Here is an 11,449-nt window from a genome sequence, read left to right on the forward strand (position 1 = left end):
TAACAAAGAGGTCTATTATGAATACAACTTATTCCCATGAATATCTATTGAATTTTGCCGTAAAAGCTGGTGAACTTATGTTAAAGAGCGGTGCCGAAACTTATCGTGTCGAAGATACTATTACCAGGATTCTGCAAGCTCATCATTATCGTTTTGTTGATACTTTTGTTATCCCCACTGGTATTATTGTTACAATAGATGATCCGGACTTTTCTATATGCACCAAAGTATGTCGTGTTAAAAACCGCTCAATACGCCTTGACCGTATTGAGCTTATTAATCAACTATCGAGAGATTATGTATTAGGAAGTATCTCCTTTGATGAAGCTTCCCATCAACTTACACAAATAGAAAATATGACAACTTATTCTCCCTTAGTAGTTATTTTATGGCTAGGCATAAGCAGCTCATTTTTTGCAATTATGTTTAAAGGGAATTTTCTAGATTTTTTGCTTACTTTTCCTATAGGTATTTTAATAGGAACCATTCATCATACGCTTCGCAAAAAGTATATAGTAAGTTATTTCGTACTTTTTATCTGTTCACTTTTTATAGGTTTTAGCGTAATGGGCTGTTATTATATTTTAGGTGATCGCATTCATATAGAACCTATTGTAACAGGTTGTATTTTCCCACTTCTCCCTGGTGTTGCCTTTACTAATGCTGTGCGTGATGCTATAGGAGATGAGCTTTTATCAGGCATATCTCGTGGGGTTGAAGCACTTCTTATTGCCATTTCTTTAGCTGCTGGAATAGGCATTTCCTTGAGTATCGGTTTTAAAATAGGAGGACTACTATGATACTTAGCATTTTAAGTGCATTTATTTCAACAATTGGTTTTTCAATATTATTTCATGTTCTAAGAAAACATCTTCTTATTTGTGGAACCGTAGGAGCCCTTGGCTGGTGTATCTATCTCTTAGGAGAAAATAGAGGTTTTACGAGTGTTTTGTCTACTTTTTTAGCAAGTCTTTTAGTCACTCAGCTTTCCTATATTCTTGCAAAAAAACTCAGAACACCTATTACAGTGTTTCTAATAGCAGGCATTATCCCTCTTGTCCCTGGTCTTGCACTATACCGTACTATGTATTCTCTTATGATGGCAGATTATACGGCTGCTATTGAGTATGCCATGCTTACTTTTGAGATAGCTGGTGTAATAGCTGGTGCCATTGTTATTATCTCACTATTGCCGCTTGTCTGGAGAAAAAGAGCCTCATCTAAATAGCTTATTATCATCCAGCTCCGCATCTTTAAAATAATAAGGCAAGCACCTAGGTGCTTGCCTTATTATTTTAAAATTATCGCTTTTCTCCTAAGCAAAAGATTGCTACAGTCCCAGGACCTGCATGAGAACCTATGGCTGCCCCTATTGGGTTAATCATCACATCTTTAACTTTTAACTCTTCCTTTATAGACGCTATAAGGCCTGCTACCTCATCCTCGCAACCCCCATGACTTATAAAAACTATCTGCTCTTTTGGGTTTACAATATTTAATTTAGTCTGCTCTAGAAGTATATTTAGAGATTTTTTTCTCCCTTTAGCTTTAAAAACTGGGGTTAATTTTCCTTCATCATTAACATTCATGATCGGTTTAATACTAAGTATTGTACCAATTGCAGCAGCTGTTTTTGATACCCGGCCCCCTCTATAAAGATGGTTTAAGTCTTCTACTGTGAACCAATGGTTTACTTTTAATTTGTTTTCCTCTAACCAGGCTACTACAAAGTCCTTACTTTTTCCTTGTTTTAGAAATTCATTCGCATAGTATACTAATAGTCCAACGCCTAAAGAAGCAGCTTTACTATCAACGACAGTTACAGGTACGTCTTCCATTTCCTCCCGTAACTCTTCTACCGCTAAATAGGCGCTATTGACACATCCGCTTAATGCAGATGAGAAGCCTATATAAATAACATTGTGACCTTCTTTGATATGCTTTTCAAATTCTTCTTTAAAAGTATATGCATTAATTTGTGAAGTAGTGGGCATCTCCCCTGAAAGAATAAGATCATAAAAAGCCCTGTATTTATTATCTTTACCTAATTCATCCTTAATTTCTTTATCTTTAAGATGTACCGTAAGCGGTAATACAATGATGTTATTCTCTTTAGTATAGTGATAAGGCAAATCACAACATGAATCTGTAATTAATATAGTACGCATCATTTCACTCCTTTGAATATAATTTTTTTTACTTACTATAAAGCTGATATTTCACGAAGTCTTTCTATAATAGGAAGCTTTTGCGTACAAGCACGTTCACACTTACCACAGGCTGTGCACTGCAGCGCTCCCCCTTTTTCCGCTTTGATCTGCCAATGATTTTTAATACGTCTTAAAATATCCTCTTCTTTATCTGTAATAATGTACTGATTATATGCATCCATCAACTTAGGAATAGCTATACCTTTTGGACAATCATCGCAATATCCACAGCCTGTACAGACATTGTTCAGTGAGGCCTTAAGATGAGATTTGATTTGCAATTTCTCAGCATCTGTTATAGGTTTTAAGTCTTTAATTGCTTCACAAGCTTCGTCTACTTGCTCTTTATTTGAAAACCCACAAAGTGTAACTGTTATCTCTGGATGTGACGCATTAAAACGAATAGCAGCTTTTGCTACTGTATCTTCAGCATTCTGTTTTAAAAAAGCATAGTAGTCTGCTCGCTGTGGAATAAGGCCTCCGCCTAGAGGGTTCATCGTCACAACTGCACGCTTAAGACGTTTTGCTGCCTCTAAACCTTTTTCACGAAAAGCAAAATTAGTAGCATTATACCCCAACAAAACACCCTCAAAAAGCTCCGTTTCTAACATTTTCTCAATATCCTCTCCACTCGCATGAGTAGAAAGGGCTATATGCTCAACAAGTCCACGTGCCTTAGCCTTTAAAAACCCTTCAAATAGGCCTCCTTTTTGGGTATATCTTTCAAACATATCATAATCTAAAACACACCATAAGTGCATAAAGTTAATTTTATCTATTTTTAGACGCGAAAGAGATGTTTCTATCCGTCTAAGAACATCATCACTTGTCTTATCCCCCGTTACATGGGTAGATGTTTTAGTGGCAACAAAAAAATCTTTTTTCATTTGCGAAAAAGCATACCCCAGTATTTTCTCACTTTGGTCATCACAATACAAAGGCGCAGTATCAAAATAATTGATTCCTTTTTCTCGTGCATAGTTTATAAGTTCTGCACACTTTTCATAGTTTCCCTCTTGAAAGTCTTCCTCTAAAAATCTCATACCACCAAATCCTATGATGGAAACCTCTTTGTCTGTTTGTCCATATTGTCGATAAATCATGGCTCTCCCTCCTCTCTCTTTACTATAGTATATATTGATATATTTTTCTATAATCTTCTTTAAGATTTTAAAACATTTATCTAGATTTCTTCAGCTATTAGAATAGATCTACCGATAATATAAAAAGATAGGATACCACTCAATAGTATCCTATCTTCTTATATACTTACCTACATAAGTTTATTGCGGGAAAATCAATTCAATCTAATTATCCCCCAAGTGTTATATCCTGCTGGGCATACCAATTAAGTGCATCATAAAAATGCTCTTCTTTAAAGCTAGGCCAATAGTCCTCTATTACATAAAAATCTGCATACACAGACTGTATAGGTAAAAAACCACTCAATCTTCTTCTTCCACCCCATCTAATAATAAGGTCTATACGTGATATATCGCTCGACTTAATTTGCTCGTTAATCTGCTTTCTATTACGCGTTTGGTTGCTGATATCTTGAATATCCCATTCCCATCCATAATTAACTAAGAAGTTAACACGAATACCGCCTTTTCCTATTTTTTTTCTAGTCGTATAGGGAATCAGCTCTTTGGGAAACATGCTTGACTCACTATTGCCTACTACTAAAAGTTCTGCATCTTGAGCTGCAAGCAAGTTAACAGCATCTATACAAGCTTGGGTAAAAGCCTGTCTTTGTATAGCAGGTCTTTTGGTGTTATCAGTCGTAAACCCATAATATGTAACTTCTTTAACACCCGCTTGTTTACAGAGCCTAAAAGCCTCAAGCCCTGGATCTATCCCTAAATTATACCCCTTATCTTTTGTCATCCCCTGATCTTCGGCCCATCTTCTATTACCATCAGGAATAATACCTATATGACTCGGTACTCTCATCATATCACCTCTTTTGTTAAGTATTTACAAGTTATAAATGAACTAGTCACTTTATAATTATTTTTTTAAAGGCTTAAAACTTATTTATAATATATTTTGAAAGGCTTGTAAAGCTAAATGATTATTTAAAGCCTTTATAATGCTCTCTATAAGCTATTTCATAAAAATAAGCAGAGGCAAATTGCCTCCGCTCATTCTTCTGCTTATTTTTTTGTCTATTTTTAGCTTATTGCAAGTCTATTTTATGTCACTTAATTGTTTAACCTTTGCATTTGCATTTGTTACAGCCACATTTGTTACAACTGCATGATTTTGGTGGGCATACATCAACTGGTCTAGTAGTTTTTGCATCTGTTCCTACTTCTAGAGGCTGAATACTTGGTTCTAGCAAGTCACCACATACAAATTCTAGACATCTGTTATCTTCTTCTTCTGCAATTGGAGATAGTTTTGGTGGTATAGTTAATCCACAGTGTTGGAATTTGTACTGTACGAAGTATATGGACTTAATATAAAGTGTAAGACCAATTGCAAAACAATTCTCATCTTGTGCGACTACTTTTGCGAGCGCTTGTGCTGAAACCCCTTGTTGAATTGTATTATTCACATCAAATTTAAAACATGCTTTTGAATCATGACAGCACTCAACTTTTTTATTGCCTTGGCTTGAAACAAAACCTATATAGTTAATAGTTGGAACAAGTTTATTGCATCCACATGGATTTTCAGGTGCATAAGATACACCATAAGGTGTGTATAGGTCAAATGTTACTGCTGCTGGATTTGTACATGGATCGAATCCACATTCACATTCATCGCCTAAATATCTAACAGTCATCATACCTTGTGCCAATACCTTACAGCAAGCATCTAAACATGTTACTGCAAATGTAACATCAATATCTTTTAAAGTGATGCGGCTTAAGTTAGGATTACCTTTTGTAGGTCTGATGTCTGAAAATCTTCCTCCAACTGGATCAACGAAATTAAAGTCAATATCTACTACTTGTAGCTGTATACTACATGCACATTCTAAATCCTTTTTAGATAATCCATCAAAAAGGACATCTGTTTTCTTATGACTATCACTTTGGCACAAATCCTTTAGCTCATTAAGGCAAATTACGCGGCAAAGGTTAATACCACTTTCATCAAATACTACGGGAGACATTAAAGTAAGAAGTCTAGGTTCCCCAATTGGTGGACATGTTGCAATTGATTCTAAAGGTGATAGTTTATTTTCAGCAGGATGACATATGTCACAAACGCCTGCATTAGGTTTAGCGAAAAATTTAACGTCATTCTGACAACCACATTTACTCATAGTTTTAAACCTCCTGTATGATTCTTCAAATATGAGAATCATAATTTGTCGTTTCCAATACTATAATATGGAAAATAAGGTCTTTTGGTGACATATATGTATAAATTTATTTTTTATTAAATATATTTATATAGGAGTCATTTTTTATCATTATGCTTTATGTGAACCCTAAAAAAATGGGAGGTTTTGCTATGTCTTTTTTACTTAATTTTAATAGTAGCTTTTCTGTAGTAGACAACAACTCTAAGTACGGCATTTTTTGTCAGCTTTATAATCACACTGGAACATCACGCCCCCTACAAGTCCAAACACTCAATTGTAATGATTATAGTGCTACAATGGATGCTAAAGGCAACTTGCACGTAATCGCTATGCCTACTCGCTATCAAATTCTCTATTTTTGTTATGAAAATGGTCATTACTCAAAAAAAACACTCGTTGAAAACACAACAGAGACATATGCTTTTTCTAATCCAATCATTCACAGCATTAATAATCAACTTCATGCCTTTTACTTATCAAATAGGGTTGGCTCTAACGCTTATGCCATTGTTCATCAAACTTTAAACGCGTCATCCGTTGAGACTCTCCTCGATACTAACTACACCTTAAAAAGCATAAAAAGTTTTTCATATCAAAATAGCATCTACATTTTTTATATGATACAAAATGATGATTACCTTATTAATTGCCTTAAAATAACCGGCAGCCAAAAAGAAGAAATGACTTTACTAACCTCTAAACTTCCTATTTGTGACTTTTCTGTTTGTATTAACGAAACCCATATAGACCTAGCTTACGTGGCAGAACTACACGGTAAATATCAGCTCGTATACTATAACTGTGGAACAAATTTATCCACACCACTTTGTCATACTCTATCGCCTTCAAACCCTGCTATATTTTGGTATAAAGACTACTTGTGGATTAATTATCTAGAAGATAATAAACTTTATGCCCTTCTCTCAATAGATTCTGGTAATACTTTTAGCTCTCCAGTACTTACCTCTATTCAGAATAATACCGGGAGGTATGGTTTTATAACCAACAAAGAGTGCTCATTAAGATGTACAGAACTTTATGCTTCTGTAACCAATTCAGTACGCATTAATACGTTATTTACAATTGATTTTGATCACATTCATCTTGATTCTAAAGTGCCTCTTGAACTTGAACTCTTAGTCGAAGGACTTACCCTATCCCAAAATTCTTATTCACAGACTGCTAAGCTTATGGAGGAAAATGTAAGACTTAAAGAAGAAAACCGGATGCTTAAGATAAAATATGAACAGCCGCCTGTCTCTACGCCTTCTTTACTCACAGGAGATGAGAATGTATCCTCCTCTGTTAAATCTGCTGCGAGTGCATTTATGGAAGAATTAACTATTTGGGATGCGCCTCCCCGACTTTAATATTATAAGCATAAAAAATAGCACCTTAGTAGGTGCTATTTTTTATGCTTATAATATGCGGCAGCATCTTGTTATATTTATTTTTCTTATCTCTATTTTTTATGATCACAAATGTCATCATCATACCTAGTACTGCACCTAGGATCATCAACAACTCAGAATCTATCTGTGATATAAAAGCTGAAATAACATACCCTACTAAAATACCAACTATTAGCCCAGCCAGTGGAAGTCCATACATTATAAAAGTAGCTTTTAAAAAAGTTTTATTATCTGCAGATATTTCAACCGTATCCCCAACCTTACTAGACACATTGTTAATACACTTTAATGTACATGATTTAGCTTCATGGACAGCATCACAAGCATGACAATCTCCGCACATATCCTGCCTTTTAATCTGAACAATCGCATACTCTCCTTCAATCTTTTCTACTATTCCAATTGGCATATCGTTCTCCTTGATCTATGTTAGTCATCTAAATGTCTGTTAAATAAACTTCTTATAATAAATATAACTCCAATTAAGATAAGTAAAATGCATCCTGTCTGAAGTATAATATTTCTCGCCATGATGCTCAATGAATCAGCTATAAGATAAGTGCCCATTACTCCAAATATTAAAATAGGTAAAATAGGCCAGTTTTGTCTTTCTATTACCCATATAAACAGAAAAGCTAAAACTGTAAATAACATCAAAGAGCCTATTGAAAAATAATAGCCGTATATCCCTAATGGTTCTTTAATAAACACAAAAATCCCCCAAAAGGTCAAAAGTGCTCCTACAGTTAAAATAACCGATTTTCTTTTAGTTATGTACACTACTAAAAGCATAATACCCGGTATTAAAATCATACGGGCCAATAAACTCGAGGTATTAAGCAGTGTTCCCAGAAACAAAACCGATACATTTATAAAGAAAAATATAGAAGCCATAAGCATTATTTTATTTTTAGTTCTTGCAAATAGTATCATAAAAATAACACCTGCAAGTAAATTTGCATATTCATAAAAATATTTTTCTGGCAGCAAGTTATTAAGATATAGTAAAAGAACAACTCCCGCGAATATACAGGTTATTCCCGTGTTTAAAAGGATATTTTGTTTGTTATTCAACGCTATCACCCTTTCAATTATACTAAATATATCCATAATAATTATAGTCTATTTTAACGCATTTTAATAGTGATAAAAATTCATTTTTTTTCTTTTTATAATAACGGGATAGGCTTAAAAGCCTATCCTGTTATTAGTCTTTTACTTGTTTTAAAATTAATAACCATAATCTTTCCCCTATTTATATCCCGGAATATCTTTTAAATGCCTCAACTCCTATACGATCTATCAAAAATCCTAATTTCTCTCCTGGCTCTGCCTGTTCTTTATAGCATATCATAACGCGGTCTACTAACTCTAAAGCTTCTTTTTCCGTAAGATTTTCTGCTATTATATCTGCAAGTCTTGGATGAAAGCCACTGCTCCCTCCAGCTACCACACGAAATCCTGAAACATCTGCTATGACTCCCACATCTTTACTATAAACACTTCCACAAGCATTTCTGCATCCCGCAACCCCTATTTTAGTCCTGCAAGGCATAGATTGCCACTGATATTTGCGCGCTAACCTCATGCCCGTTGATATCGTATTATACTTTGATCTTTTGCAATAACCAGCCGGGCACATTTCTACATTTTTAACACTATTTTGCTCCTTAACAGCAGGCTGCATATCTAATTCATCCCAAATAGCTTCCAAATCTTCTTCTTTAAGATCTGTTATAAGCAGCCTTTGCCCTGATGTAATCTTAATAACCCCCTTATATTTTTTGACGATTTCTCCTATTTTAATCAGTTGTTCTGCTGTAATAAATCCACCTGGGATATACGGCGTAATAGCATAACGACGTTTTCCTTCTTTTACTTTTTGTAAATTACCATAATGTTTTCCCATACGATTCCCTCTTACTTATCTTATTTAGTTTTGATTGACTGTAATATCTCCCGATGCTGTATTTATTGTCAGTGTCGCGTATGGCCCCTGGCCAATTACTGCTTTAGCTTCACTCGCTTTTCTATTTTTATAATCCATATCAAGTGTACCTTGTATCTCCCCGGATATACATTTAGCCTCCATTTCAAAACTGATGCCTTCTGCAAGTGCTATATCAATATCCCCTGAGGTCGCACTTAGCTTAGAATATTCTTGGATTTCCTGATAAGCTGCTCTTATATCCCCGGACGCTGTTTTTATCTCTCCTGAACCGTATACGTTTTTCAGACTTATATCTCCTGATGCTGAACTAAGATTGTACTTTCCGCCTATAAGTTCTTTAAACCTAATATCTCCAGATCTTGTTTCTATATCCCCTGAACCTTTTATAAAATCTATAGTTATGTCTCCTGAAGCTGTACTTAAGGCATACTTACCGCTCTCTAAATACTTCATTCTTATATCTCCAGAAGCCAAATCACCATTAAAATTCTGTGCAGTTATCATATAATCTGCCCTGAAATCTCCTGAAGCTTGATTTACGTCTATGTCTCTTAGTTTCAAATCACTAAGTATTTTAACATCACCTGAAGAAGTACTAATCTTTAAATCTTGTGTATATGTTTTGGGAAGTAATAATTTTACTTTATGTCGATTAAAACCCGCTCCAAATAAAATAAATCGTTGTCTTCTTTTACCAGCTTCTACTATAAGTTTACCATTTTGATTAACAAGAGTAAATAATTCATCTTCATTTAATTTTCTAACCGCACTCTCTATAATATTTATAGTCTTATCATCTGTTATAGCTATCTCTATATTGGTGCTATTAAATTTAAGTTCTATTTCTTGTATTCCTGCACCACTTACTTGCTCTTCTTTTAATACTTTAAGATTTTTGCTTTCTCCAGATGATAGATCAAAATCAAAATTAAAACTAAAGCCCTCATTATTATTTTCATGCATACTTTTTTTACTTACACTACTTAAAAAACTAATAAGACCTATCGCTATAATAACTAATATAATGAGTTCAATAATTTGCAGGATTCTTATTTTTTTCACAAAATTCACTCCCTCGTATTACGCATATCAAATACTAACTTAATAATCTGTTCAATAACTGCACCTATTATAAATATAATCCACGAATATGCCCATATATGAAGTGTAAAACTTATAATAAGATAAATAGCAGTAATCAGTGTCCACATAATAGATATAAGTGATTTACATAGCTGATTTTTTTGAGCATGCCCTTGCTTCCACGCTTTGAACTCTTCTACTAATGTTTCATCTGCTTTTATATAATTTGGTTTTGACATAAAGTGATAAATAAGCATACATGTAGACGCACCAGCTATAACTAAAAACACCATAACTGCTATAACGCCATCTACTCCAACTACTGCTACAAGCGTGATAAGCGAAATTACACTCAGAATATATAAACCTACAGAACCTGCTACAACCATTGCTGTTTTTTTACGTTCCTTTTCTTCTCTTTCAACACTTAACACATCATTTTGTTTAAGCCCTCTTATAAGTTCATCAACATCTCCAATACTTGCAATGACATTATTATAAGCCTCTTCGGGTGGCTTACCTAAACTAGCCAAGTCATTGTATTTCTCGGTTAGATTGACAATAAGTTCTTCTTTTAGTTCAAATGCTTTTTTTGTTTGAGGTGCCTCCTCAAATAATTCATCTACTTTATTTCTTATTTTACTAATCATTATGATCCCTCCACTAATAAGTTTTTACATTTAAATAAGCTGATCAATTAGTTTTTTAGCTTCTTCCCAATCTTTTTTGTTATTGGTATAAGCAGCTTTGCCAAGAGGCGTTATACTATAGTAACGTCTTCTCGCCCCAGTTGTCTCATCCCCCCAATAAGATAATATGAAACCCGCTTGCTCTAGTCTGCGAAAAGCACTATACAAAGTAGCTTCTTTAAGTTCATACTGATGATCTGTCTTTTCTTGTATAGCTTTATTAATTTCATAACCATAGCTATCCTTTACTATCAATTGTGCTAATATAATCGTCTCTGTATGCCCTCTTATTAAGTCCGATGTAATGGACATCCTATCACCTCGCTTTTCATCTTACTCCTTAATTATATTTATATATTAGTATTATATACCTCGTCTGTCAAGGTATATTTCATATTTATATATATATCTATATAAATCTTTATAAATAGGTATACATTTTTTTTCTTGGTTCAAACTATTCCTATATCTTTTATAAAAGAGGTGACAAAATGAAAAGATATATAGATATAACGCCTAAATCTAAAACAAACACTTCAAATCTTATAAATACCCCAACTAAAAATAAAACTTCTTCCTCCGAACCTAATGACGGCAGTTTTATAGCCTATGATCCAAAAGATAGTTTTAGTTCTAAAGGAACCGTCAGATACGGTGAAGAAACAGATGTAGATGATATCTAAAAAAAGAGAGCCTAGAAGCGAGCTAGCTCAAAAAAGACTAACCGTGGCAATCATCTCCAACGTTAGTCTTTTTTGAGTGTCTTTTGCTTATTTTCATTTACC

Annotated in this window: 14 protein-coding genes; 4 read left to right on the forward strand and 10 right to left on the reverse strand. The window is 34.1% G+C overall.

Annotation, left to right across the window (positions count from 1 at the left end; translation table 11 throughout):
• Positions 1 to 17: 17 nt before the first annotated feature.
• Both BN3326_RS19025 and BN3326_RS19030 read left to right on the forward strand, forming a co-directional pair.
• Positions 18 to 800: a threonine/serine exporter family protein gene (locus BN3326_RS19025; RefSeq protein ID WP_070000837.1), complete on the forward strand. Its 783-nt coding sequence runs from the start codon at positions 18 to 20 to the stop codon at positions 798 to 800.
• Complete coding sequence (locus tag BN3326_RS19030; RefSeq protein ID WP_070000838.1) at positions 797 to 1,228, forward strand: threonine/serine exporter family protein; 432 nt, start codon at positions 797 to 799, stop codon at positions 1,226 to 1,228. Before BN3326_RS19025 ends, BN3326_RS19030 begins: the two co-directional genes overlap by 4 nt.
• Before the next feature lie 73 nt (positions 1,229 to 1,301).
• Here BN3326_RS19030 and BN3326_RS19035 read toward each other — a convergent pair whose 3' ends face one another.
• The 4 genes from BN3326_RS19035 to BN3326_RS19050 form a co-directional block, all read right to left on the reverse strand.
• Positions 1,302 to 2,168 carry a DegV family protein gene (locus tag BN3326_RS19035; RefSeq protein ID WP_070000839.1) on the reverse strand — a complete coding sequence of 289 codons (867 nt, stop codon included), beginning with the start codon at positions 2,166 to 2,168 and terminating at the stop codon, positions 1,302 to 1,304.
• Positions 2,169 to 2,203: 35 nt separating this feature from the next.
• Entirely contained in the window at positions 2,204 to 3,313 is a 1,110-nt protein-coding gene (locus BN3326_RS19040) for an aldo/keto reductase (RefSeq protein ID WP_070000840.1), read from the reverse strand.
• 208 nt (positions 3,314 to 3,521) lie between these two features.
• The gene (locus BN3326_RS19045; RefSeq protein ID WP_070000841.1) at positions 3,522 to 4,163 is read right to left on the reverse strand and encodes an undecaprenyl diphosphate synthase family protein; all 642 of its coding nucleotides are present in this window, start codon (positions 4,161 to 4,163) and stop codon (positions 3,522 to 3,524) included.
• Between the two features lie 259 nt (positions 4,164 to 4,422).
• On the reverse strand, positions 4,423 to 5,487 hold the full coding sequence (locus BN3326_RS19050) for a hypothetical protein (RefSeq protein ID WP_070000842.1): 1,065 nt from the start codon (positions 5,485 to 5,487) through the stop codon (positions 4,423 to 4,425).
• 191 nt (positions 5,488 to 5,678) lie between these two features.
• Between BN3326_RS19050 and BN3326_RS19055 the strand changes: the two genes are divergently transcribed.
• On the forward strand, positions 5,679 to 6,899 hold the full coding sequence (locus BN3326_RS19055) for a hypothetical protein (protein WP_070000843.1): 1,221 nt from the start codon (positions 5,679 to 5,681) through the stop codon (positions 6,897 to 6,899).
• 25 nt (positions 6,900 to 6,924) lie between these two features.
• On the opposite strand, the gene BN3326_RS19060 is transcribed toward BN3326_RS19055, so the two are convergent.
• From BN3326_RS19060 to BN3326_RS19085, 6 genes are all read right to left on the reverse strand, one after another.
• Entirely contained in the window at positions 6,925 to 7,350 is a 426-nt protein-coding gene (locus BN3326_RS19060; protein WP_070000844.1) for a SoxR reducing system RseC family protein, read from the reverse strand.
• A gap of 20 nt (positions 7,351 to 7,370) precedes the next feature.
• A complete protein-coding gene (locus tag BN3326_RS19065) occupies positions 7,371 to 8,015 on the reverse strand; it encodes a hypothetical protein (RefSeq protein WP_070000845.1) in 645 nt (214 codons plus the stop codon).
• Between the two features lie 181 nt (positions 8,016 to 8,196).
• Positions 8,197 to 8,850 carry a nitrite/sulfite reductase domain-containing protein gene (locus tag BN3326_RS19070; protein ID WP_070000846.1) on the reverse strand — a complete coding sequence of 218 codons (654 nt, stop codon included), beginning with the start codon at positions 8,848 to 8,850 and terminating at the stop codon, positions 8,197 to 8,199.
• 24 nt (positions 8,851 to 8,874) lie between these two features.
• Positions 8,875 to 9,954, reverse strand: a complete 1,080-nt coding sequence (locus BN3326_RS19075) for a DUF4097 family beta strand repeat-containing protein (protein ID WP_070000847.1) — start codon at positions 9,952 to 9,954, stop codon at positions 8,875 to 8,877.
• Between the two features lie 5 nt (positions 9,955 to 9,959).
• The gene (locus tag BN3326_RS19080) at positions 9,960 to 10,625 is read right to left on the reverse strand and encodes a permease prefix domain 1-containing protein (protein WP_070000848.1); all 666 of its coding nucleotides are present in this window, start codon (positions 10,623 to 10,625) and stop codon (positions 9,960 to 9,962) included.
• A 30-nt stretch (positions 10,626 to 10,655) separates the two neighbouring features.
• Positions 10,656 to 10,976 carry a PadR family transcriptional regulator gene (locus BN3326_RS19085; RefSeq protein ID WP_070000849.1) on the reverse strand — a complete coding sequence of 107 codons (321 nt, stop codon included), beginning with the start codon at positions 10,974 to 10,976 and terminating at the stop codon, positions 10,656 to 10,658.
• A gap of 179 nt (positions 10,977 to 11,155) precedes the next feature.
• Between BN3326_RS19085 and BN3326_RS19090 the strand changes: the two genes are divergently transcribed.
• Positions 11,156 to 11,347 (forward strand): hypothetical protein, encoded by a 192-nt coding sequence (locus tag BN3326_RS19090; RefSeq protein WP_070000850.1) that lies wholly within the window; start codon positions 11,156 to 11,158, stop codon positions 11,345 to 11,347.
• The last annotated feature ends 102 nt before the right edge of the window (positions 11,348 to 11,449 follow it).

It is taken from the genome of Cellulosilyticum sp. I15G10I2 (assembly GCF_900095725.1).
Lineage (GTDB): Bacteria > Bacillota > Clostridia > Lachnospirales > Cellulosilyticaceae > FMMP01.